The sequence below is a fragment of the Leifsonia sp. 2MCAF36 genome, from assembly GCF_052115525.1.
GTDB lineage: Bacteria > Actinomycetota > Actinomycetes > Actinomycetales > Microbacteriaceae > Leifsonia.
Window position 1 is genome coordinate 1 of the sequence record NZ_JBFRGV010000011.1, and the last position, 23,225, is coordinate 23,225.

Annotated in this window: 20 protein-coding genes and 1 pseudogene; 18 read left to right on the top strand and 3 right to left on the bottom strand. The window is 70.5% G+C overall.

The annotated features are described in order from the left end of the window. Nucleotides 1–139: pseudogene (locus AB4079_RS16070) on the top strand (IS30 family transposase); the annotation flags it as partial. A gap of 60 nt (nt 140–199) precedes the next feature. On the opposite strand, the gene purD reads toward AB4079_RS16070, so the two are convergent. Then, nucleotides 200–1,456, bottom strand: a complete 1,257-nt coding sequence (purD, locus tag AB4079_RS16075) for a phosphoribosylamine--glycine ligase (RefSeq protein WP_441788324.1) — start codon at nt 1,454–1,456, stop codon at nt 200–202. Between the two features lie 64 nt (nt 1,457–1,520). On the opposite strand from purD, the gene AB4079_RS16080 reads away from it, so the two are divergent. The 9 genes from AB4079_RS16080 (at nt 1,521) to AB4079_RS16120 (ending at nt 9,976) form a co-directional block, all read left to right on the top strand. Continuing rightward, entirely contained in the window at nt 1,521–1,877 is a 357-nt protein-coding gene (locus tag AB4079_RS16080) for a sterol carrier family protein (protein WP_441788325.1), read from the top strand. 36 nt (nt 1,878–1,913) lie between these two features. Then, on the top strand, nt 1,914–2,315 hold the full coding sequence (locus tag AB4079_RS16085) for a YtxH domain-containing protein (RefSeq protein ID WP_441788326.1): 402 nt from the start codon (nt 1,914–1,916) through the stop codon (nt 2,313–2,315). A gap of 29 nt (nt 2,316–2,344) precedes the next feature. After that, nucleotides 2,345–3,916: an amidophosphoribosyltransferase gene (gene purF / locus AB4079_RS16090; protein ID WP_441788327.1), complete on the top strand. Its 1,572-nt coding sequence runs from the start codon at nt 2,345–2,347 to the stop codon at nt 3,914–3,916. Between the two features lie 38 nt (nt 3,917–3,954). Further along, nucleotides 3,955–5,076 (top strand): phosphoribosylformylglycinamidine cyclo-ligase, encoded by a 1,122-nt coding sequence (purM, locus tag AB4079_RS16095; protein WP_441788328.1) that lies wholly within the window; start codon nt 3,955–3,957, stop codon nt 5,074–5,076. Between the two features lie 60 nt (nt 5,077–5,136). Continuing rightward, on the top strand, nt 5,137–6,426 hold the full coding sequence (locus tag AB4079_RS16100) for a Calx-beta domain-containing protein (protein WP_441788329.1): 1,290 nt from the start codon (nt 5,137–5,139) through the stop codon (nt 6,424–6,426). 68 nt (nt 6,427–6,494) lie between these two features. Continuing rightward, complete coding sequence (locus tag AB4079_RS16105) at nt 6,495–7,418, top strand: ABC transporter ATP-binding protein (RefSeq protein WP_441788330.1); 924 nt, start codon at nt 6,495–6,497, stop codon at nt 7,416–7,418. Continuing rightward, nucleotides 7,415–8,158 (top strand): ABC transporter permease, encoded by a 744-nt coding sequence (locus AB4079_RS16110; RefSeq protein WP_441788331.1) that lies wholly within the window; start codon nt 7,415–7,417, stop codon nt 8,156–8,158. The genes AB4079_RS16105 and AB4079_RS16110 overlap by 4 nt, the downstream gene beginning before the upstream one ends. Nucleotides 8,159–8,189: 31 nt before the next feature. Beyond that, nucleotides 8,190–9,365, top strand: coding sequence for a sensor histidine kinase (locus AB4079_RS16115; RefSeq protein ID WP_441788332.1), 1,176 nt, complete (start codon nt 8,190–8,192; stop codon nt 9,363–9,365). Then, entirely contained in the window at nt 9,362–9,976 is a 615-nt protein-coding gene (locus AB4079_RS16120; RefSeq protein WP_441788333.1) for a response regulator transcription factor, read from the top strand. Before AB4079_RS16115 ends, AB4079_RS16120 begins: the two co-directional genes overlap by 4 nt. A gap of 39 nt (nt 9,977–10,015) precedes the next feature. Here the strand turns inward: AB4079_RS16120 and AB4079_RS16125 are convergent, their stop codons facing one another. Continuing rightward, nucleotides 10,016–10,231, bottom strand: a complete 216-nt coding sequence (locus AB4079_RS16125; RefSeq protein ID WP_441788334.1) for a DUF3073 domain-containing protein — start codon at nt 10,229–10,231, stop codon at nt 10,016–10,018. Between the two features lie 141 nt (nt 10,232–10,372). Between AB4079_RS16125 and AB4079_RS16130 the strand changes: the two genes are divergently transcribed. The 6 genes from AB4079_RS16130 to AB4079_RS16155 all read left to right on the top strand — a co-directional run bounded on the left by AB4079_RS16130 (nt 10,373) and on the right by AB4079_RS16155 (nt 17,047). After that, on the top strand, nt 10,373–11,446 hold the full coding sequence (locus AB4079_RS16130) for an NAD(P)-binding domain-containing protein (protein WP_441788335.1): 1,074 nt from the start codon (nt 10,373–10,375) through the stop codon (nt 11,444–11,446). Nucleotides 11,447–11,581: 135 nt separating this feature from the next. Further along, entirely contained in the window at nt 11,582–12,166 is a 585-nt protein-coding gene (locus AB4079_RS16135) for an antibiotic biosynthesis monooxygenase (RefSeq protein WP_441788336.1), read from the top strand. Nucleotides 12,167–12,347: 181 nt separating this feature from the next. After that, on the top strand, nt 12,348–13,190 hold the full coding sequence (locus tag AB4079_RS16140) for a DUF4097 family beta strand repeat-containing protein (protein WP_441788337.1): 843 nt from the start codon (nt 12,348–12,350) through the stop codon (nt 13,188–13,190). Then, nucleotides 13,187–13,825 carry a PadR family transcriptional regulator gene (locus tag AB4079_RS16145; RefSeq protein ID WP_441788338.1) on the top strand — a complete coding sequence of 213 codons (639 nt, stop codon included), beginning with the start codon at nt 13,187–13,189 and terminating at the stop codon, nt 13,823–13,825. The genes AB4079_RS16140 and AB4079_RS16145 overlap by 4 nt, the downstream gene beginning before the upstream one ends. Before the next feature lie 233 nt (nt 13,826–14,058). Further along, complete coding sequence (locus AB4079_RS16150) at nt 14,059–16,218, top strand: APC family permease (RefSeq protein WP_441788412.1); 2,160 nt, start codon at nt 14,059–14,061, stop codon at nt 16,216–16,218. A 70-nt stretch (nt 16,219–16,288) separates the two neighbouring features. Then, nucleotides 16,289–17,047 carry a MerR family transcriptional regulator gene (locus AB4079_RS16155; protein ID WP_441788339.1) on the top strand — a complete coding sequence of 253 codons (759 nt, stop codon included), beginning with the start codon at nt 16,289–16,291 and terminating at the stop codon, nt 17,045–17,047. Nucleotides 17,048–17,147: 100 nt separating this feature from the next. On the opposite strand, the gene yczE is transcribed toward AB4079_RS16155, so the two are convergent. Beyond that, a complete protein-coding gene (gene yczE / locus AB4079_RS16160) occupies nt 17,148–18,047 on the bottom strand; it encodes a membrane protein YczE (protein ID WP_441788340.1) in 900 nt (299 codons plus the stop codon). Nucleotides 18,048–18,110: 63 nt separating this feature from the next. Here yczE and yczR point away from each other — a divergent pair, with 63 nt between their 5' ends. After that, on the top strand, nt 18,111–19,589 hold the full coding sequence (gene yczR, locus AB4079_RS16165) for a MocR-like transcription factor YczR (protein ID WP_441788341.1): 1,479 nt from the start codon (nt 18,111–18,113) through the stop codon (nt 19,587–19,589). A gap of 195 nt (nt 19,590–19,784) precedes the next feature. Continuing rightward, nucleotides 19,785–23,204 (top strand): efflux RND transporter permease subunit, encoded by a 3,420-nt coding sequence (locus AB4079_RS16170; protein ID WP_441788342.1) that lies wholly within the window; start codon nt 19,785–19,787, stop codon nt 23,202–23,204. Nucleotides 23,205–23,225 lie beyond the last annotated feature (21 nt).

The following is a 23,225-nucleotide window of genomic DNA, read 5'->3' on the forward strand; positions in this document are numbered from 1 at the left end:
CTCAACCAACTTCCGCGACTACACCCAGGAAGACCTCGACGAAATCGCCCGCCAACTCAACGGACGCCCCCGGCAAACCCTCGGCTGGCATAATCCAGCCAACAGGTTAAACCAACTCCTCGTTGCATCCACCACCTGAAACCGCCCCGTGCGAGCGTGCAGAAAGTGTGTACTCGACGGTGGGGGGAGGGGTCGGGGGTTAGGAGACCCGGGCGGCGATGTCGGTGCGGTAGTGGGCGCCGGGCAGGTGGATGAGGGCCAGGGCCTCGTAGGCGCGGGCGCGGGCCTCGGCGAAGCCGGTGCCGCGGGCCACGACGGAGAGCACCCGGCCGCCGGTGGCGAGCAGCTCGCCGGTGGCCTCGTCGCGCGCGGTCGCGGCGTGGGCGATGGTCACCTCGGGGACGGCCGCCGCCTCCTCCAGTCCGGTGATCGGCCGGCCGGTCTGCGGCGCCTCGGGGTAACCCTCGCTCGCCAGCACCACGGTGACCGCGGTGTCGAGCGCGAACTGGGGATGCGGCATGCCGCCGAGCCCGCCGGTGGCGGCCGCGTAGAGCAGCGTCGACAGCGGCGTGACCAGGCGCGGCAGCACCACCTGCGTCTCCGGGTCGCCGAAGCGGGCGTTGAACTCGATGACGCGGATGCCCCGGTCGGTGAGGATCAGCCCGCAGTACAGCAGGCCGATGAACGGCGTCTGCTCGGCGGCAAGCGTGCGTACGGTCGGGAGCGCGATCGTGTCGATGACCTCGTCGATGAAGGTCTCCGGCAGCCACGGCAGCGGCGAGTAGGCGCCCATCCCGCCGGTGTTGGGGCCAGCATCCCCGTCGAGCAGGCGCTTGTAGTCCTGCGCCGGCGACAGCGGCAGCACGTCGTGCCCGTCGCTGACCAGGAAGAGTGACACCTCCTGGCCGTCGAGGAACTCCTCGATGAGCACGCCGCCGTGCAGGAGCCAGTGGGTCGCGTGCTCGACGGCGGCGTCGCGGTCTTCGGTGACGAGCACGCCCTTGCCCGCCGCGAGGCCGTCGGCCTTCACGACGTAGGGCGCCCCCAGGTCGTCGAGCGCGCGCTCGGCCTCGGCGAGGGTCTCGGCGCGCACCGCGCGACCGGTCGGCACGCCCGCGGCATCCATGATCCGTTTGGCGAACGCCTTCGACCCCTCCAGCTGCGCCGCCGCCTTGCCCGGTCCGAACACGGGGATGCCGCGGGTGCGCAGCGGGTCGGCGACGCCGGCGACCAGCGGGGCCTCTGGCCCGATGACGACCAGCTCGATGGCGTTCTCGATGGCGTACTCGGTGACCGCCTCGCCGTTCAGCGGGTCCAGACCGGTCTCGACCGGCACATCCTGTGCGATGCCGGCGTTGCCCGGAGCGGCGACGATATCGTGCCCCGCGTCTTCGGCCAGCAGCGCGGTGATGATGGCGTGCTCGCGGGCACCGGAACCGAGGACGAGAATCTTCACGCCCCCATGCTAGAGGGCATCGGATGCGGCTGCCCGGCTCGCGACCCGGTGGCAGGATTGGGGTATGGCGAGAGCAAAGATCGCGGACGAGGTGGGCGGTCCTGCCGCGCGGGCGGCCGTCGCCGGAGGCGCGGACCGCAACACGACCGCGACCGCCGTGCGCTACCTGCTCCAGCTGCTGGCGGAGCGCGCCCCCGGCAACACCGTCGAGGTCCGGGTCCCGCCGTTCGGCGCCGTGCAGTGCATTCCCGGCCCCCGCCACACCAGGGGGACGCCGCCGAACGTCGTCGAGACCGACGCGGCGACCTGGCTCGCACTCGCGTCGGGCGCGATGACGTGGGATGAGGGGCTGGCGTCGGGCGCCGTCCACGCCTCCGGCCAGCGCGCCTCGCTCGACGGCCTCGTGCCTCTGCGGTACTGAACTCCCGCCCAGTTTCGATCTGGGACAATGAGGGATATGAGCGACATCCCCGAGGACGACGAGCAGCTCGAGGAGACCGTCACCCCGGCGCAGGTCCGGGTGCGGCGCTCGCCGCGGTACTTCCGTTTCATGATCACCGGCGCGGTGATCTTCGCGATCGTGGCGCTCATCCTCACCTTCTCGTTCCCCGAGAACCCCACGTACGACCGCGGCAGCGTCTTCGGCTTCCTGCTGGCGATCGGCGTGATCGTCGGGGTCGCCCTCGGAGCCGTCGTCGCACTCCTCGTCGACCGCTCGACCGGCCGTCGAGCCCGCAGCGTGCAGGCGGATAGAATCGACGTACGCGTCCCCGAGCCGGGAACGTCGCCCGCGCGGCAGGACGGCTCGCAGCCGGAGCCCGGCACACAGAACGACAGCACGAGCGACACCCAGAGCTGAACATCCCGACTTCCTGAAAGGGGTCCGCTGTGGCCCGAGGCGACGGTCTCCTCAGTCATGATCTTCTTCCCGGCGAGAAGGGACCGCAGGATGCCTGCGGCGTCTTCGGCGTCTGGGCTCCGGGCGAGGAGGTCGCCAAGCTCAGCTACTTCGGCCTGTACGCGCTGCAGCACCGCGGCCAGGAGTCGGCGGGGATCGCGACCAGCGACGGCGACAAGATCCTCATCTACAAAGACATGGGCCTCGTCTCGCAGGTGTTCAACGAGAACGCGCTGAACTCGCTGCCCGGCCACATCGCCGTTGGCCACACCCGCTACTCGACGACCGGCGCCTCCAGCTGGCAGAACGCGCAGCCGACGCTCGGCTCGACAGCGAGCGGCACCGTTGCGCTCGGCCACAACGGCAACCTGACCAACACGGCCGAGCTCATGCAGCTGGTCCACGAGCGGTACCCGCAGCACGACGGCGAGCTGTCGCGCGGCAACACGACCGACACGGCCGTGGTGACGGCCCTGCTCACCGGCGACCTCGACCACACGCTCGAGGCGACGTCGATGGATGTGCTCCCGCGGCTGCGCGGAGCGTTCTGCCTCGTGTTCATGGACGAGCACACGCTGTACGCCGCCCGCGACCCGCAGGGCGTCCGCCCGCTGGTGCTGGGCCGGCTGGAGCGCGGCTGGGTCGTCGCCTCCGAGACCGCGGCCCTCGACATCGTCGGCGCCAGCTTCGTCCGCGAGGTCGAGCCGGGCGAGCTCATCGCCATCGACGAGAACGGCCTTCGCAGCCAGCGCTTCGCCGAGGTGAAGCGTGCGGGCTGCGTCTTCGAGTACGTCTACCTGGCACGTCCGGACACCACCATCGCCGGCCGCGGGGTCTACGAGGCCCGCGTCGAGATGGGCCGTCAGCTCGCCCGCGAGCACGCGGTCGACGCCGACCTCGTCATCCCGACCCCCGAGTCCGGAACGCCCGCGGCCATCGGCTATGCGCAGGCCTCGGGGATCCCCTTCGGGCAGGGTCTGGTGAAGAACTCGTACGTCGGCCGGACCTTCATCCAGCCGTCGCAGACCATCCGGCAGCGTGGCATCAAGCTCAAGTTGAACCCGCTGAAAGAGGTCATCAAGGGCAAGCGCCTGATCGTGGTCGACGACTCGATCGTCCGCGGCAACACCCAGCGCGCCCTGGTCTCGATGCTGCGGGAGGCCGGCGCCGCCGAGGTGCACGTGCGCATCTCGAGCCCGCCCATCACGTGGCCGTGCTTCTACGGCATCGACTTCGCGTCGCGCGCCGAGCTCATCGCGACCGGCCTCGGGGTGGAGGAGGTGCGTCAGTCGATCGGCGCGGACAGCCTGGGCTACCTCTCCGAGGACGGCATGATCGGCGCCACCGAGCAGCCGCGCGAGCGCCTCTGCACGGCGTGCTTCACGGGTGTCTACCCGATCGAGCTCCCGGATGCGCACCACCTGGGCAAGAACCTGCTGGAGCGCCCGGTGATCGCGGCCACCGACGACGGCTCGGACGCGACCTCGGACGGCTGCGAGCCCGGCCCGGACTCCGAGCTGGAGCCCCTGCTCTCGTTCGGGGACCCGGCCCGCCAGGAGTAGCTTTTCCGGTGCCGACGGCCCGCCGATACGATGGTGGGGTGACCGATTCGAGCGCCTCAACGTCCGCCTCCTACGCTGCCGCCGGTGTCGACACCGCGGCGGGCGACCGGGCGGTGGAGTTGATGAAGGCGGCCGTCGGGCGCACCCACGGTCCGGAGGTTCTCGGGGGTGTCGGCGGCTTCGCCGGCCTGTTCGACGTGTCGTTCCTGCGTGACTTCCGGCACCCCCTGCTGGCGACCTCGACGGACGGCGTCGGCACCAAGGTCGCCATCGCCCAGGCGCTGGACAAGCACGACACCATCGGCCAGGACCTCGTCGGAATGGTCGTCGACGACATCGTCGTGGTGGGCGCGCGCCCGCTGTTCATGACCGACTACATCGCCTGCGGAAGGGTGGTCCCCGAGCGGATCGCCGCCATCGTCGAGGGCATCGCCCGTGCCTGCGAGCAGACCGGCACCGCCCTGGTCGGCGGCGAGACGGCTGAGCACCCGGGCCTTCTCGGGCCCGACGACTACGACGTCGCCGGCGCCGCGGTGGGCGCCGTCGAGGCGGACGCCGTTCTCGGCGCCGACCGCGTCAGCGACGGGGATGTCGTGCTCGCCCTGGCGTCGTCCGGCCTGCACTCGAACGGGTTCTCGCTCGTCCGCCACATCCTCGCCGCTCGGGGGATCGGCTTCACCGACCACGCGGACGAGTTCGGTGGCGTCGTCGGCGAGGCGCTCCTGGAGCCGACCCGCCTCTACACCGCGCCGCTCCTGCGGGTGCTGCAGGATGCGTCCCTCGGCGGCGCCATCCACTCCCTCAGTCACGTCACCGGCGGCGGCATCGCGGCCAACCTCGCCCGAGTCCTCCCGGTCGGCTCGTGGGTCGAGGTGGACCGCACGACGTGGTCGCCGACCCCCGTGTTCCGCATCCTGAGCGACCTGGCCGGCAGCACGCTGGAGTCGAGCGAGGGCACCTGGAACCTCGGCATCGGGATGTTCGCCGTCGTCGCCGCCGAGTCCGCGGACGCCGTGGCTGCTGCGATCACGGCGGACGGGATCCCGACCTGGCGGGCGGGCACCGTATCCACTTCGTCCCGCGATCTCACCGGCTTCGAGCAGGGTGCGAAGGGCGTCGACGGTGGCGCGGTGCGCCTCGTCGGACGCTACGCCGACTGACCCGACGTCACCCTTTTTGGTCGGAGCGGCGGCGGCCGGCCTCCGGATAGAGTGACGCGTGTGAGACGACCGCACGCCCTTCGCCTGGCGTGCGCGCTCACCCTCGCCGGCATCGGCGTGCTGTTCGGCGCGGCGCCTGCGCTGGCCATCGGCGGCTCGTCCCCGACGTCCCTGAGCCCGTCGACTGCACCCGCGACGGCCCCAGCGCCGACGCCCGCCGATGCGCTCACTCCGCTCGTCGACTGCGTGCAGGATGCGCCCCTCGGCGCCGTCTCCGCCCGCACCGTCGTGCTCGGCTACCGTTCCACCGCGCCCACTGCCGTCACGGTCGCCGCCGCGTCCGGCACGAACGACCTGACCGCCGGGGCACCCGACCGTGGGCAGCCGTCGACCTTCGAGCCGGGCGAGCACCACGGCGTCTGGCTGCTGACTCTGGATGCCGCGGCCGAGCCCGGTGTGGCCTGGCGGCTCGGCACGACCGAGGCCGGCTTCGACGCCGCACCGGCGTGCACCGCCGCGACCGCGGTGACCGTCAGCGCACCCGTTCAGGTGACCGCCGGCGGCACAGCAGCCGTCTCGGCGACGGTCACCCGCATGCTGCTCGGTGCCCCGGACACCGGCACAATCGCGTTCTCGCTCGACGGCGGAGCCCCGGTCTCCGCGCCGGTCGCCGCAGGCGTCGCGCGCGCCGACCTCCCCGTCGCGACCGTCGGCCCGCACACCGTGACCGCGACGTACCAGCCCGCGACCGGGTCCGGTCTGCTCTCCTCGGTCGGGACGTCCGCCCTCACCGCGACCGCCGCCAGCGCCCCGCTCGGCGTCGTCGCGGACTCGGTGGTCGCCGGAAGCTCGAGCGTCCTCATCACGGTCACCCGGCCGTCGCCGGCCGGCACCGCGACCGCCGACCTGATGACCGCCGACGGAACCGCGATCGCCGGCAGCGACTACGCCACCACCACGAGCACCGTGACGTTCGCCGATGGTCAGACCTCCACGACGCTGACGGTGCCGCTCCTGCCGCGTCCGGCGGGATCGCCGGCCGCGACGTTCTTTGTGCTGCTGCAGCGCGCATCCACTGCGGTGTCGACGGCGTCCGCGATCGTCCGGCTCCCGGCGGTTCCTGCTGTCGCTCCGGCAGCCACGACCGCCGGCCAGGTCCACACGGGCGCTGGAGGCGGCGGAGCGTCCTCGGCGCTGCCTCCGAACGACCCGACGGCAGCGCCGAACTCCGCCGTCAACTCCGCACAGGACCTCGCGATGCTGGTCGGCGGCCTCCTGCTCACCGTTGGCGGCATCCTCGGAGTCGTCGGCCTGTTCCGCGCGGCCGGCGTCCGCGCCGCAGAGGCGTGACAAACGTCACCCCCGGATCCTGACACGCGCCCTGCGCGCCGGGGCGGCGCCCCCGCCAGTCTGGAGACGTGAACGACACACCAGCCATCCGCCTCTCCGGCCTCCGCAAGACCTTCGGCGCGCTGACGGCCGTCGACGGCGTCGACCTCGACATCCGCCCGGGGGAGGTCGTCGCCCTGCTCGGCCCGAACGGCGCCGGCAAGTCCACCACCATCGACCTCGCCCTCGGGCTGGCCCAGCCGACAGCGGGAACCGTCGAGCTGTTCGGCTCAGCGCCACGGGATGCGATCCGTGACGGCCGCGTCGGCGCCATGCTGCAGGGCGGTGCCCTGCTGCCGACGTTGACCGTCGCCGAGTCGGTCGCCCTGGTCGCCTCCGCACACCGCCACCCGCTCAGCGTCGACGAGGCGCTGGAGCGGGCACGCTGCACCGAGATCGGCCGCCAGCGCGTCTCCAAGCTGTCCGGCGGACAGCTGCAGCGCGCCCGCTTCGCCGTCGCGGTCGTCTCCGACCCCGACCTGCTGTTCCTCGACGAGCCGACGGCCGCGATGGATGTGGAGGCTCGGCGCACCTTCTGGCAGTCGATGCGCGAGTTCACGGCGGCGGGCCGCACGGTCGTCTTCGCCACGCACTACCTCGACGAGGCCGACGAGTACGCCGACCGCATCGTGATGATGGCCCGCGGACGCGTGGTCGCCGACGGCACCCCGACCGAGGTCAAGGCGGTCGTCTCCGGCAGGCGCATCCGCGCCATCGCCGAGTTCGCCGCAACACCGGAGAGCCAAGCCGAACTGCTCGCCCTCCCCGGGGTCCGCTCCGTCGACCGCCGCGCCGACCAGCTCATCCTGGTCAGCGACGACTCCGACACCACCCTGCGCGCCCTCCTCGCGGCGCACACCGACATCCACGACATCGAGGTGACCGCGCACACGATGGACGAGGCATTCCTCGCCCTCACCGAGGCGCGCGAGCCGGAAGGAGCAGTCTCATGAGCATCGCCTACCTGGGGCGCGAGTCCCTGCGCCAGCTGAAGAACATGCGGGCGATGGTCTTCACCCTCGCCGTCCCGCTCGTCATGCTGGTCGCGTTCGGAGGCACCTTCGGCGGCCGGGGCCAGGTGGATGCGGTGACGCACCTGCCGTGGATCGTCGTGACCACCATCCAGGTCGCCGCGTACGGCGGGATGATGGCCGCGCTGTCGCAGGCCTTCCAGATCGTCACCGAACGGTCGATCGGCTGGAACCGCCAGCTGCGCATCACCCCGCTCAGCGGCACCGGCTACCTGGTCTCCAAGGTGATCGGGGCGCTCGCCCTGGCGCTGCTCAGCATCCTGGTGATCGTCGGGGTGTCGATCGGGCTCTACCACCCCGACCTCGCCGCCGGCAGCTGGGTGCTCGCCGGACTGGCGGTCTGGGGAGGAGTCATTCCGTTCGCGCTGCTCGGCATCCTGGTCGGCCAGTTCGCCAAGCCCGAATTCGCCCAGCCGCTGTTCATGATGGTCTTCATGGGGATGGCCGTGCTCGGTGGCCTGTGGATCCCGCTGCAGGTGTTCCCGGCCTGGGTCGCCGACGTCGCGAAGGCGGTGCCGTCGTACTGGCTGAACCGTGTCGGGCAGCTGGGGGCGCTGCAGAGCGGCGACGCGGTCACTCCGGCGATCGTGCTTGCGGCGTGGACGCTCGCGCTCGGCGCCCTCGTGGTCTGGCGCTACCGCCGCGACGCCGCCCGCGGCTGAGCCCGCTGGCCCGCTGACCTAAAGTAGCAACGTGTTCTCGCGCGAAGTGCAGGAGCTCCGGCCGATCGGCTGGCGGGCCCGGCTGACCCATCCGTCGGCCTTCCGCTGGTACCCCGGAGCGACGATCGGCCTGCTCTACCAGGCGTCGGTGATGGTCGCGCTGTGGACCTCGGACGAGTCGCTCGGCCTGAAGCTGCTCACCACCGGTGTGCTGGCCGTGGTCTACCTCGGCTTCCTGCTCCTGCCTCCGCTCCTCTGGTGGGAGCCCGAGCGGGTCCGCCTGATCGGTCTCGCCGCGTACTTCGCGCTGACGCTGGCGCTGTTCCCGCTGGTCGGGACGGTCGCCTGCTGGACCTGGGTGTACGTCGCCTGCGCGGCGGGGATGGTCGTGGCGCGCACCGTCGTCAGCTTGACGATCATCGGCGGCCTCGGGCTGGTTCAGCTGGTGGTCTTCACTGTCGCCGGGACCCTCGAGAACGATTGGTACATCTCGCTGGTGACCGTATCCATCGGGGTCATGATGAGCGCCTTCGCCCGCCAGATCGACGCCCTGCGCCGTCTGCGCAGCGCGCAGAGCGAGATCGCCCGGCTCGCGGTGGTGGACGAGCGCGCCCGGTTCTCCCGCGACATGCACGACGTCCTCGGGCACTCCCTGACCGTCGTGACGGTGAAGTCGGAGCTGGCGCGGCGCCTGATCCCCGTCGACCAGGAACGCGCTGCGGACGAGATCGCCGACATCGAGCGCCTGAGCAGGTCGGCGCTGGCCGACCTCCGCGCGGCCGTCGCCGGCTACCGGGAGATGAGCCTCTCCACCGAGCTGGCCGCTGCGCAGGCGGGCCTCGCCGCGGCCGATATCCAGGCGCACCTTCCGCGCAACGGCGAGGCGGTGGATGCGGACCTGCGCGAACTCTTCGGCTGGGTGCTGCGCGAGGGGGTCACCAACGTCATCCGCCACTCCGGGTCGCGCAACTGCTGGGTCACCGTCGGATCGGACAGCCTCGACATCGAGGACGACGGCCGCGGCCCCGGGCCGAGCCCCGCCGTGGTTGAGGCGCCGCTGGGCGCGACCGACGTCGCCTCGGTGATCCGGACCACGGGCTCCGGCCTGGCCGGGCTCACGGTCCGTGCGGCCGAGGTGGGCGCCCGCGTCGCCGTCGGCGCCGGTCCGCGGGGCGGAACGCTGCTTAGCGTGCGGAGGGCAGCATGACCGCGTCCATCCGCCTGCTCCTGGCGGACGACCAGGCGCTCGTGCGCGGCGCCCTCGCCGCGCTGCTCGACCTGGAGCCCGACCTCGAGGTCGTCGCCCAGGTCGGCCGCGGCGACGAGGTGGTCGCAGCGGCCCGCTCGGCACAGGCCGACGTCGCGCTGCTCGACGTGGAGATGCCCGGTGCGGACGGCATCGCCGCCGCGGCTGCCCTGCGCGCTGAGCTCCCGCGCTGCCGGTCGCTCATCGTGACGACGTTCGGCCGGCCCGGGTACCTGCGCCGGGCGATGGAGGCGGGCGCGTCCGGCTTCGTCGTGAAGGACACGCCCTCGGGGCAGCTGGCGGACGCCGTGCGTCGCGTCGCCGCCGGGCTTCGTGTCGTGGACCCGACGCTGGCCGCCGAGTCGCTGGCCTCCGGGGCGTCGCCGCTGACCGGCCGGGAGTCGGAGGTGCTCGCGGTCGCGGGCCGTGGAGGGACCATCGCCGAAATCGCGCGACGGCTGCACCTCAGCGAGGGAACGGTGCGCAACCATCTGTCGAGCGCCATCGGGAAGACCGGTGCACGGAACCGCTCAGACGCGGTAGCGATCGCAACCCGTCAGGGTTGGTTGTGAGCAAGGCGGCCGGCGGTAAGAGGGATGTTGGGCGAGGCGCTACGCGCGCTTCGGGGTGCCCGTCTCTTCGTCCTCGTCTTCGTACTCGAACGTGTCTTCGGGCTCGTACTCGGCCCATTTGTCGTACTGGGCGCTTTCACCGTGGGAGTGACCGGTGAGTTCTCGCTCCAGCGCGTCGTAGTTCACAGTCGGACTGAACGACTTGAGCTCGCGAGCGATCTTGGTGTGCTTCGCTTTTTGACGGCCGCGCCCCATGCGTGACCCCCTTTTGGTCCCAGCCCGCACGAGAGACTCGCCGGGGATCCGATAGAAACAGTGAAAACTAAGATGCAGTTTAGCATGCGGCCCCCACCGGCCCCCGAGTTGCCGCACAGCGAGAAATGATGGGATGAGCGCGTGAGCACGACCAGTACCGAGACCCAGGTGGTGGTCGTCGGCGCGGGCCAGGCCGGCCTCGCGGTCGCCTACTATCTGCGGCGTTTCGAGCTCACCCCCGGGGTCGACTTCATCGTCTACGACCGGGGCCCGCGGACCGGCGGAGCCTGGCAGCACCGGTGGGATGCCCTCAAGCTCGGCAGTGCCCACCACGTCAACGATCTGCCCGGCATGGCGGAGGTCGGCCTCAGCTTCGAGACGGCCGACCGCTCCCTTCCGGCGCGCGACATCGTCGCCGGCTACTACCGCCGCTATGAGGATTTCTACGGGCTGGACGTCCAGCGTCCCGTCACCGTGACCAGCGTCTTCGACCGCGGAGCCGACCTGGTGGTGCAGCACACCGCGGGGGAGACCGCGACGCGCGTTGTGGTCAATGCGACCGGCACCTGGGGCGCGCCCTTCGTCCCGTACTACCCGGGAATGAACGCGTTCCGGGGTCGGCACGTGCACACGTCCAGTTACCTGTCCGCGGAGGAGTTCGCCGGCCAGTCGGTCGTCGTCGTGGGCGGCGGCACGAGCGCGATCGGGTTCCTGCTGGAGTTGGAGGGTGTGGCCGCGTCGCTCACCTGGGCCACCCGCCGTCCTGTCGACTTCCGCGACGAGTCGGAGCTCACCATCGAGGGCGGTGTCGCCGCGGTGGCGATGCAGGATGCCGCTGCGCGCTCCGGCCAGGCGCTCCCGTCGATCGTCAGCGGGACCGGCGTCCCGCGCACCCGGCGGATCGCTGCGGGCGTCGACCGCGGCATCCTGGTCGAGCGCGGGATGTTCGAGCGCATCGAGGAGGACGGCGTGCGCTGGCCGGACGGCTCGTTCACCCGCGCCGACGCCATCATCTGGGCGACCGGGTTCCGGCCGGAACTGCGCCACCTGGCGCCCCTCCGCCTCCGTGAGAAGACCGGCGGGCTGACGGTCGCGTCCGGCGCCTCCTGGCAGGATTCGCGCATATTCCTCGCCGGGTATGGGCCGCAGGCGTCGACGATCGGCGCCAACCGTGCCGGCCGCATCATCGCCCGCCAGATCATGGCCCAGCTCTAGCCGACCCTGGCCGCCGCCCTCCCCCTCTTCTCCCGAGTTGCGACATGACGTCGCAACTCGACGCGGATAGCAGCAACGAGTCACCACTCGAGGCGGGTGGAGCACCTGGTGACGCGGTGCAGAGAGAATGGACGCATGCCTCCACACGAGCCTCTCCTCGATGCGCCACGAGCGCGTCGTCTGCCGGTCACCGTGTCCATCACCCGTCGTGTTGACGGCCAGCGCCTCGCGGACGTCACGCACTGGGTGCAATCGGGCGTGAATCTGGCGAACACCTACGACGGCTTCCTGGGGTCGGGATGGGTCCGGGCGCACGCCGACTCGGACGAGTGGCACATGCTGTACCGCTTCGCGGACGCAGACACGCTGGAGGCCTGGGAGGCGTCGGAGGACCGCGCCGATTGGCTGTTCCAGGGTCGGGAGCTGGTCGAGGTCTCCCGTGTGGAGCGCCGGACCGGGATCGAGGGCTGGTTCGATCAGCCGCAGCCGGGCGTTCCGGCCGCGCCGCCCCGCTGGAAGCAGGCCGTCACCATCTGGCTGGGCTTCTTCCCTCTCTCGCTCGCTTTCACCTACCTGACCGGGATGTTCGTCCCAGGCTGGCACAGCCTCTGGCCGTTGGCGACCGTACTCCTCACCACGTTGTGCCTCACCCCGGTGATGACCTACCTCTTGCTTCCGTTCGTGACGCGGCTGCTGCAGCCGTGGCTCCGGCGGCGGTAGCCGAAGCCGGGCCGCGGATCTCAGGGTTTCCCCTGAGCACCCCCTGAACTCCTCGAATTACGCGCTGACGCCCTTGCATCGCCTCCACTCGCGATATATCGTGATCCACGTCAACAGTCGCGATATAACGCGAATCACCGACGGTCCCCGGCAGAGGACCGGAAAGCAAGGAGCACACACGATGGCACAGGAGAAGTGGCTGATCCAGCCGGGCGAGAGCCGCACGATCGACGTCGAGCTCGTCCGCACCCTGAAAGTCGGGCTGCTCGGCGGCCAGGTCAACATCGTCGGGCACGACGAGCCCGGCGCCCGCATCGAGGTCCACTCGGTCGCAGGCCGCGACCTGAAGATCGTGATCGACGGCGACCGCCTCGAGATCGACCACCCGCAGCTCCGCTGGGACAACTTCATCGAGGTCTTCAAGTCGATGCGTTCGAGTGCGCGTGCCGACATCAGCGTGCTGGTGCCGCGCGACGTGCAGCTCAAGTTCGGTGTCGTCTCGGCGGCGGCGCTCGTTTCGGGACTTCACACCGATGCCCGCCTCAGCACCGTGTCCGGGGATGTGGTGGCCGACCGCCTGAACGGTGACATCGAGCTCAACTCGGTCAGCGGCGAACTCTCCGTCCGCGACCACACCGGCCGCATCTCGGCGCACACCGTGTCGGGCGATGTGACAGCGACCGGCGCCATCCGCCGGTTCTCGGTCGACGGGGTCTCCGCCGACGTCATGATCGACGTCACAGGAACGCCCGACGACATCGCCGTGAACTCGGTCTCGGGCGATACGACCATCCGCATCCCGGAGGCGGTCGGCGCGCGCTACCGCGTCAACACGGTCTCGGGCAAGGTGCAGCTGGACAACATGACCGTCGTCGGTGGCATGGGCAAGGGCTACACGGGCACGTCGGGCAGCCTCAACGGCACCTGGGTCGAAATCAGCGTCAATTCCGTCTCGGGCGACGCGGCGGTGCTGCGCAGCTCCGCCACCGCCGAGAGCACAGCGTCGCAGGAGGCGTCGGCGTGAGCCCCGTCTTCTCGCATGGCAGCCTCCGCCTCTACCTGCTGAGTCTGCTCGACGAGGCGCCGCGGCACGGCTACGAGCTGATCCAGGCGCTGACCGACCGCTTCGGCGGCACGTACAGCCCCAGCGCCGGCACCATCTACCCCCGGCTGGCGAAGCTGGAGGAGGAGGGCCTCGTCACCAAGTCGGCAGAGGGCCGCAAGACGGTCTACGCCATCACGGACGCCGGGCGGGCCGAGCTGGAAGCCCGCCGGCCGGAACTCGACGCGATCGAGGAGGAAGTCACCGACTCGGTGCGCCGCCTCGCCGACGAGGTGCGCGCAGGCGTCAACGACGCGATGCGCACGCTCCGCGCCGAGCTGGCTTCGGCGGCGCGCGAGGCGAAGCGCAACGCCTCCCGGGTCGGCCCCCGCCAGGAGGCGCAGGAAACGCGAGACGCCGATCGGGATGCGCGCGCGGCCGGAAATGTGGCCATGCGGGATGCTGAGGCGGCGATCAACGAGTTCCGTCAGCAGTTGCGGACCGACCTGCGCTACCAGGCCGCGCTCGGCCTGCTCTCAGCGGACGTCGTGCCCCTGATCAAAGGCGAACTCGACCGGGTGCGCCGCGCCGTCACCGAGGCTCTCGAGCGCCGCTGACCGATTCCGGCCAGTTCTCGGAAAGAGTCAGCGAATGCTCATCCGGCTCCCAGTGCGCCCGCTGCCGGTCATCCCACCGCGCCAATCCGCGGCGGGAGACCCTCCGGCGGCACGACCCCCAGTGTTTGCAGATCAGGAGGGTGCGGACGACGCGACGCGCCGACTTGACAGTGCATTAGCAGCGAGTATGCTCGCCACTCGTGACAACTGAGGGGAGATCCCCGAAGCGCTGGTTGATCGGCGACCCGCTTCCGAGTGAAAAACTCGAAGGACAACTGCTCCCGAAGCACCTCGCGCTACCCATCTTCGCCTCCGATGCGCTGTCGAGCGTGGCCTACGCACCGCAGGAACTGCTGATGATCCTGCTGCTCGGCGGCCTTGCGTTCCTCACGTTCGCGCCCTGGGTGGCGGCCGCCGTGGTCGTGCTGCTCGTCACCGTGGTGCTGAGCTACCGGCAGCTGGTCAAGGCGTACCCGTCGGGTGGCGGCGACTACGAGGTGGCGCACAAGAACCTCGGCGAGAAGGCCGGCCTGATCGTCGCATCCGCCCTGCTGGTGGACTACGTCCTCACGGTCGCCGTGTCGGTCGCCTCCGGCGTGGACAACGTCATCTCCGCGCTGCCCTTCCTCGCCCCATGGCGGGTGGGGCTCGCCATCCTGTGCGTCGTCATCATCGCCGCCGTCAACCTCCGCGGCGTCCGCGAATCGTCGAAGGCATTCGCGCTCCCCACGTACATCTTCATCGGCAGCATCGCCCTGATGATCGTGACGGCACTCATCCGCACGTTCTTCGGCAACGCTCCCGTAGCCGAGTCCGCCGGCTACCAGGTGCACGCCGACTCGCTAACGCAGGCCGCGATCGTGCTGCTCCTCCTGCGCGCCTTCTCCAGTGGATGTTCGGCCCTGACCGGTGTGGAGGCGGTCGCCAACGGCGTCCCGGCGTTCCGCACCCCGAAGATCCGCAACGCCCGGGTCACCCTGGGCCTGATGGGCGGCATCGCCATCACCCTGTTCGCCGGCCTGACCGCGACCGCGCTGATCAGCGGAGTCCACTACGCCGAGAACCCGTGCGACCTGCAGGGCTGGGCGCAGTGCGCCACCCAGCCGCAGCGCAGCCTCATCGCGCAGATCGCCGCCGCCACGTTCGGCAACAACACCTTCTTCTTCTTCCTGGTGCAGGCGGCGACCGCCATCGTGCTGCTGCTCGCCGCCAATACCGCGTTCAACGGCTTCCCGCTGCTGGGCTCGGTGCTCGCCCGCGACTCCTACGCCCCCAAGGCGCTGAACACCCGCGGCGACCGCCTGGTGTACTCCAACGGCATGATCATCCTGGCGCTGGCGGCGACAGTGCTGCTGGTCGTCTACCAGGCCAACCTGACGCAGCTCATCCAGCTGTACATCATCGGCGTCTTCGTGTCGTTCACCCTCGGACAGTCCGGGATGGTGAGGCACTGGATCTCGCTGCTGCGCACCGGCGGCCAGACCGGCCGTGAGCGCACCGGCATCATCCGTTCGCTCTGCATCAACGCCTTCGGCGCCTGCCTGACCGCGATCGTGCTCATCGTCGTGACGATCACCAAGTTCACGCACGGCGCGTACCTGGTCTTCATCTTCATGCCGATCCTGTGGTTCCTCATGCTCGGCGTGAACCGGTACTACCGCGACGTCGAGAAAGAGGTCGAGGTCGACCCCGTCACCACCTTCGGCAGCGTCGGCGACCACGCCGTCGTGCTCATCGGCAAGATGCAGAAGCCGGCGCTGAAGGCCCTCGACTACGCGATCGCCGCCCGCCACGACTCGATCGAGGCGGTCCACGTCTCCATCGAGGAGGAGGCCACCCAGAAGCTGCAGCGGCAGTGGATCGAGCAGAACATCCACGTTCCGCTCACGATCATCGAGTCGCCGTACCGCGACTTCGGCATCCCCCTGGTCAAGTACCTGAAGCACCGACGGGAGGAGCACGGTTCCGAGGTCGTGACCGTGTACCTGCCGCAGTACATCGTCGGCCACTGGTGGGAGTCGCTGCTGCACAACCACCGGTCGCGCCGGATGAGCAAGCAGCTCATGCTCTGCCACGGCGTCACCGTGGCCCTCGTGCCCTGGCTGCTGGACTCGTCGTCGCTCATCTACGGGCGTCGCTCGCGTCCGCTGCCGGGCCAGGACCGCCGCGGCGAGCCGGTGCGACCCATCGCGCGGCGTCCGCTGGCGCCGGCGTCCGCTGCGCGCACGCCCATCCACATCCACCCGGTGCCCATCACCATGGGTGAGCAGCTGCCGGGCGCGGAGCCAGTGGTCGGGCCTCTTACGGAGGGCGAGCCCCAGCCGGACACCGAGCGCGAGCCTGCCGCTTCGGGTGCTGCGCAGAAGAAGGTCCCCGCTCGCGCGAAGCGCTAGCCAGCGCCGCTTGACCTTGACGTAACGTCAACTCCTAACGTGGGTTTCGCACCGCACGGGAGGAGGAGACATGGACTGGTCCATTCAGGACATCGCGCGGATCGCCGGTACCACCAGCCGCACGCTGCGCCACTACGACGCCATCGGGCTGCTGAAGCCCAGCCGCGTCGGCGGCAACGGCTACCGGTACTACGACCGCGACTCGCTCGTGCGGCTGCAGCGCATCCTGCTGCTCCGCGAGCTCGGTCTCGGCCTGGACGCCGTCGGCCGCGTGCTCGACGACCGGACGGATGCGGCGCCCGCCCTGCGCGACCACCTTGCGTGGTTACGCGCTGAGCGGGAACGGCTGGCGCGACAGATCGCGTCGGTCGAGTCGACGATCCACGCAGTGGAGGAAGGAGAAGAGATCGTGGCCGAGCGCATGTTCGACGGATTCGATCACACGCAGTACAAGGAGGAAGTAGAGGAGCGCTGGGGGAAGGACGCGTACGCGGCATCCGACCGCTGGTGGCGCAGCAAGTCTCCGGAGGAGCGGCGGGAGTGGCAGACCCGCCAGGAGCGTCTGGCTCAGGACTGGCAGGCCGCCGCGGCCAGCGGGGTCTCGCCGGACTCCGAGGAGGGGCAGGAGCTGGCCCGGCGTCACGCCGAGTGGCTGGCAGACATCCCCGGCACGCCGGGTTACGGCACGGGCGCCCCCGCGGCCGCCTACCTGACGGGCCTCGGCGAGATGTACGTGGCGGACGAGCGTTTCGCCGCGAACTACGGCGGCCCCGCCGGCGCCGCCTTCGTCCGAGATGCCCTGGCCATCTACGCCGCACACCTCGCCTAACCCCCGCTCCGGCCCCTCCGTCGAGTACACACAAAGTGCACGCTTTCTTGCTCGAAACCGTGCACTTTTTGTGTACTCGACGGTGGGTGGCGGGGCTCTGTTACGGGTGGCGGGGGCGGCGGGCCAGGCGGTCGTCCAGCCAGTGGGCGGCGATCAGGCGCGACGGACGGGACGCGGCGGGGTCGGCGGGGAGCGGGGTGGGGCGGTCGGGCTGCAGGGGACGGACGAAGGGGGAGTCCGCGCGCGCGATTCGCGCGTGCGCGTCGCGGTCCGATTCGAGCAGGATGCCGTCGCGCACGTCGAAGCGGACGGCATCCCGCTCCTCCCCGAGGCCGGCCGACTGCTCGGCCGTTCCCTCGAGCTCGCTCTCCACCTCTGCCTCTGCCCCGGCCGTCGCAGCGTCCTTCGGCAGGCGGACCGCGAAGAAGGGGAGGGTGATGCTGCACAGCGGACCGACCAGCAGCGCGAAGGCCAGCGTCCCCAGGCCGACGTTGCCACCGAGCACCCACCCGATGATCAGCACCGTCACCTCGATGGCGGTCCGCGCCATCCAGATCGGCCGCCCGGTGCGGGCATGCAGGCCGGTCATCAGCCCGTCGCGCGGGCCGGGGCCGAGCCGCGGGCCGATGTAGAGCCCGGTCGCCACGGCCACCAGCGCGAGTCCTGCGGCGAAGAACAGCACCTGCACCCAGAGGATGGTCTGCTGCGGGATGAGATCGAGCCCGAGTTGCGCGCTGGGTCCGACCAGCAGCACGTTCAGGATGGTGCCGAGCCCCGGTCGCTGACGCAGCGGGATCCAGAAGGCCAGCACCACAACGCCGACCAGGTTGGTGACGAACCCGAAGGGGATGCCGGTCTTCAGCGAGAGGCCCTGCGCCAGCACATCCCACGGCGACAGGCCGACCCCGGCGCGGACCATGAGTGCGATGGCGATTCCGTAGAGGAACAGGCCGATCAGCAGCTGCACGAGGCGGCGGGTGAGGAGGAGGCGGCTGGTCATGACCCAATCCAATCGCGGGGATTGGACTGGCGGCAAGATGCCAATTCGCCTAAGGTGGCCTGCATGTCGGATGCTCAACTCACCGCTCGTTCGCTCGAGCTTCTCCTCGGCGCGTGGCGGACGTCCGCCGCGGGCTATCAGGCGCTCGCCGACCGCATCCGTCTGCTCGTGCTCGACGGCCGCATCCCGATCGGCACCCGCCTGCCCGCGGAGCGTGACCTCGCCGGGCGTCTCGAACTGAGCCGCACCACCGTCGCGGCGGCCTACCGCCAGCTGCGCGAGGCCGGTTTCGTGGACAGCGTGCGCGGTTCCGGCAGCGTCGCCCGGCTACCCGGCCGCACCCTCCCGCTCCCGGCGATCGGCGGCGAGGGGATGCTCGACTTCACCAAGGCGTGCCTGCCCGCGGCGTCTCCGCTCGCGGCGGCGGCACGCGCCGCCGCGGAGGAGCTGCCGTGCTTCCTTTCCGAGCCCGGCTACGACCCGGTCGGTCTCCCGCATCTCCGCGCGGAGATCGCCGAGCGGTACACCCGCCGGGGGCTCCCCACCACGCCCGATCAGATCCTGGTCACCGTCGGCGCGCAGCAGGCGATCGCCCTCATCGCCCGCACGTTCCTGCAGCGCGGGGACCGCGTCGTCATCGAGGTGCCGACCTATCCTCACGCCATCGAGGCGATCCGGCTGGCCGGTGCGCGCCTGGTGCCCATCACCGTCAGCGCGCCCGAGGAGGGTCCGCACCGCCTCGGCGAGCAGAACGACGGCTGGGATGCCGACGCCATCGAGCAGACGTTCCGCCGCGCGAACCCGGCTCTGGCCTACCTCATCCCGGACTTCCACAACCCGACGGGTGCCACCATGTCGCCGGAGACGCGGGAGCGGGTGCTCGCGGCGGCGGCCGGTCACGGCGCCATCGTTGTGGCCGACGAGACCACTGCGGAGCTCGACATCGACCGGGTCGGCGAGTACCTGCCGATGCCGCGCTACGCGGACGCCACGTCGCCGGGCGCGCCGATCATCATGATCGGCTCGGCGAGCAAGACACTCTGGGGCGGCCTGCGCATCGGCTGGATCCGCGCCGAGCGCTCCCACATCCAGCGCCTGATCGGCGCGAAGCCCGCGACGGACCTCGGCACCCCGATCATCGAGCAGCTGGTCGTTGCGCGGATGCTGCCCCAGCTCGACGAGATCGTAGAGGAGCGCCGCGAGCAGCTCCGCCTGGGGCGGGAGACGGTCCACCGGCTGGTGGCGGAGCGGTTCCCGGACTGGTCGGTCCCCGTGCAGCACGGCGGCCTCACCGCCTGGGTGGGTATCGGCGCCCCGGTCAGTTCGGCCCTGGCGCTCGCCGCACGCAGCCATGGCCTGCTGATCGCGGCCGGCCCCCGGTTCGGCATCGACGGCGCCTTCGAGCGCTTCGTACGCATCCCGATGACCTACACGCCGGAGGAGTACGAGCGGGCCTTCACCGCCCTCGCCGGAGCGTGGGCGGTCGCGGCGAACGAGCCTGTTCCGTACTTCGACCAGGCGGCGCTTCCCAGCGTGGTTTGATCGCCCGCGGAAATCGACCCGGACTCGCCGGCCGGACTCGCCGGCTGGACTCCCCTGCTGGACTCCCCTGGGAGTAGTGGGATGTCGTACCTGGGCATGAAGAAAGCGCTCAACCCCGCCTGACATACTTTGCATGCACTGCACGCTTGGTTTGTGTCGTGTGTCCGCAACCCGTCCCTCCGAGGGGAAACACCCGTGCATTTCCTCGCTGTGCTCAGCATGAAGAACCGCGCCCTGATCGCGCTCGTCACGATCGTCGCCGCCGTCTTCGGCGGACTCGCGCTCACCAACCTCAAGCAGGAGCTCATCCCGTCGATCTCCTTCCCGCAGCTCGTCGTTCTCTCGAGCTACCCGGGGGCATCGCCGGAGGTCGTCAACAACGACGTCAGCACCCCGGTGGAGGCCGCGATCCAGGGCGTGCCGAACCTCGACAGCACCTCGGCGGTCAGCAGCACGAACCAGTCGATCATCACGGCGAAGTTCACCTACGGAACGGACCTGGCCACCGCGGAGCAGAAGATCGACCAGGCGGTCAACCGCATCAAGTCGACCCTCCCGTCCGGCGTCGAGCCGCAGGTGCTCTCCGGCAGCATCGACGACCTGCCGGTCATCCAGCTCGCGGTCACCGGCGGCAGCGACCAGCGGAAACTCGGCGACGACATCACGAAGCTCGTCCTGCCGGACATCAAGAACCTGAAGGGCGTCAACGACGCGCGCCTGGTCGGCGAGGTAGGGCGCCGGATCACGATCACCCCCGACCCGGCCAAGCTCGCGGCCGCGGGCGCGACGTCGTCCGCGATCAAGGATGCGCTGCAGCAGAGCGGCGTGCTCATCCCGGGCGGTGACATCACCGAGAACGGCACGACGCTGTCCATCCAGTCGGGCACGCAGCTCGGTTCGGCGGACCAGATCGCCGCATTGCCGCTGGTGCGCTCGGCGACCGCCGGGGCGAGTGCGGGCGGTGCTGCGGGAGGCGCCGCCTCGGGTGCCGGTGCGAGTGCCGGTGCAACCGGAGCGCGCAGCGCGGCCGGTGCGGGAGCCGCCGGAGCCGCGGCAGCCGCTCCCCCCGCCGCGGCCGCCGCCCCGGCGACCATCGGTTCCGTCTCGACCGTCGCCGAGACGGACGACCCGATCACCTCGCTCTCGCGCGTCGGCGGCAAGCCGGCCCTGACCGTCGCCGTCACCAAGCTCCCCTCGGCGAACACGGTCGAGGTCTCGCACGAGGTGAGCGCCCTCATCCCGAATCTGGAGAGCAAGCTCGGGTCGGATGCGAAGGTCACCGTGGTCTTCGACCAGGCGCCGTTCATCACGCAGTCAATCAACTCCCTCACCGAGGAGGGCCTGCTCGGCCTCCTCATGGCGGTCATCGTCATCCTGGTGTTCCTGCTGTCGATCCGCTCCACGCTGGTCACGGCGATCTCGATCCCGACCAGCGTGCTGATCACGTTCATCGTGATGTGGTCCTCCGGCTACACGCTGAACATCATCACGCTCGGTGCGCTCACCATCGCCATCGGACGTGTCGTGGACGACTCCATCGTCGTCATCGAGAACATCAAACGGCAGCTCGTGCCCGGAACCGACCGGGCCGTCGTCATCGTTCGCGCGGTCCGCGAGGTGGCGGGCGCGATCACCGCCTCCACGATCACGACCGTGGCGGTGTTCCTGCCGCTCGCGTTCGTCGGCGACGTCACGGGTGAGCTGTTCCGCCCGTTCGCGCTGACGGTCACGATCGCTCTGCTGTCCTCCCTGCTCGTGGCGCTCACCATCGTCCCGGTGCTCGCCTACTGGTTCCTCCGGACGCCGAAGGCGCACAAGCACGAGGGCGGCGCGGACGTGGAGTCGGCGCATCTGACGGTGGACGAGGCGGCCGCCTCCGGCGTCGACGAGCTGGAGCACCCGTCGCGGCTGCAGGCCGGCTACCTGCCGATCATCCGCTGGACGCTTGCGCACTCCGGGTGGACCATACTCGCCGCCGCCCTGGTGCTCATCCTCACCTTCGCCGCGTTCCCGCTGGTGAAGACCAACTTCCTCGGCTCGAGCGGCCAGAACTCGCTCACCGTCAGCCAGACCCTCGACCCGGGCGCGAGCCTGCAGGCGAAGGATGACGCGGCCAAGGTCGTCGAAGAGAAGCTGCTCGGCACCGCGGGCGTCAAAACGGTCCAGGTCTCCATCGGTTCGAGCGGGTCGTCGCTGCGCGATGCCTTCACCGGTGGGGGCGGCGGGACCACCTTCTCCATCACGACCGACCCGAACGCCGACCAGGCGAAGCTCCAGAACACGATCGAGAACGAGCTCGCCGGCATCAAGGACCAGGGCGAGATCACCCTCTCGACCTCGAGCGGGTTCGGCGGATCGACGGACATCCAGGTGAACATCACCGCGACCAGCGACGCCGACCTGCAGAAGGCGACGGATGCCGTGGTCGCGCAGCTCCGCGGGAAGTCGTCGCTGAAGCAGGTCACCGACAACTTGAGCGCGTCGCTGCCGTATGTCGCCGTGCAGGTGGACCGGTCGAAGGCGGCCGCCGCCGGGCTGAGCGAGGTCGCGGTCGGCACCATCGTGTCGCAGGCCATGCAGCCGACGCAGGCCGGGTCGGTGGCCATCGACAACACCACCCTGAAGATCTACCTGCAAAGCGAGAACCCGCCGACGACCGTTGCTGGACTGGCACAGCTGCCCATCCCGACGGTCACCGGGGTGGTGCCACTCGACAGCCTGGCCTCGGTGAAAGAGGTCAAGGGTCCGGCGACGGTCACCACCGAGCGCGGCCTGCGCACGGCCACCGTGACGGCGACCCCTGCGACGGACAACCTGACCACCGCGAATACGGATGTGACGGCGTCGCTCACGGCAGCCCACCTCCCGGAGGGCGCGACGGCGAAGATCGGCGGAGTCTCCTCCAGTCAGTCGGACGCCTTCCAGCAGCTCGGAATCGCACTGCTGGCGGCCATCCTGATCGTCTACATCGTGATGGTGGCGACGTTCCGGTCGCTGCGGCAGCCGTTGCTGCTGCTCGTGTCGGTGCCGTTCGCGGCGACCGGCGCCATCCTGCTGCAGATCGCTTCCGGCATCCCCCTCGGGGTGGCGTCGCTCATCGGCCTGCTGATGCTGATCGGCATCGTCGTGACCAACGCGATCGTGCTCATCGACCTCGTCAACCAGTACCGACGGCGTGGGCTCACGGTGACGGACGCCGTCGCGCACGGCGCGTCCCGGCGACTCCGGCCCATCCTGATGACCGCGCTGGCGACGATCGCGGCGCTGACGCCGATGGCGATCGGGCTGACCGGGCACGGCGGGTTCATCTCACAGCCGCTCGCCATCGTCGTCATCGGCGGTCTGATCTCGTCGACCGTGCTGACCTTGGTGGTGCTTCCGACGCTGTACAACCTGGTGGAGGGTCGGCGCGAGCGTGCGGCGGCCCGCCGGGCGGCGAAGGATGCCGCGGGAGGCGGCGACGGGGCGGCCGGTGGTGCGTCCGGCGGCCCGTCGGGATCGGATGGGCCGTCGGACGACGAGCCGTCCGGCGACCGGCCGAGCGGCGGCGTGCGCTCGCCCGGGGCCCTGGAACCTCCGGTGTTCACCCGCCCGGCAGGCGGCTCGCAGATCTGAACGGCGCGGCGGCGCGACGTC

Bases quoted from the DNA above. Each gene is read 5' to 3' on its own strand.
- AB4079_RS16085 (WP_441788326.1), top strand. From the start codon at position 1,914: ATGAGCGACATCCCCGAGGACGACGAGCAGCTCGAGGAGACCGTCACC.
- AB4079_RS16135 (WP_441788336.1), top strand. From the start codon at position 11,582: ATGCCTCCACACGAGCCTCTCCTCGATGCGCCACGAGCGCGTCGTCTG.
- yczR (WP_441788341.1), top strand. From the start codon at position 18,111: ATGTCGGATGCTCAACTCACCGCTCGTTCGCTCGAGCTTCTCCTCGGC.
- AB4079_RS16155 (WP_441788339.1), top strand. From the start codon at position 16,289: ATGGACTGGTCCATTCAGGACATCGCGCGGATCGCCGGTACCACCAGC.
- AB4079_RS16080 (WP_441788325.1), top strand. From the start codon at position 1,521: ATGGCGAGAGCAAAGATCGCGGACGAGGTGGGCGGTCCTGCCGCGCGG.
- AB4079_RS16140 (WP_441788337.1), top strand. From the start codon at position 12,348: ATGGCACAGGAGAAGTGGCTGATCCAGCCGGGCGAGAGCCGCACGATC.
- yczE (WP_441788340.1), bottom strand. From the start codon at position 18,047: ATGACCAGCCGCCTCCTCCTCACCCGCCGCCTCGTGCAGCTGCTGATC.
- AB4079_RS16125 (WP_441788334.1), bottom strand. From the start codon at position 10,231: ATGGGGCGCGGCCGTCAAAAAGCGAAGCACACCAAGATCGCTCGCGAG.
- AB4079_RS16120 (WP_441788333.1), top strand. From the start codon at position 9,362: ATGACCGCGTCCATCCGCCTGCTCCTGGCGGACGACCAGGCGCTCGTG.
- AB4079_RS16110 (WP_441788331.1), top strand. From the start codon at position 7,415: ATGAGCATCGCCTACCTGGGGCGCGAGTCCCTGCGCCAGCTGAAGAAC.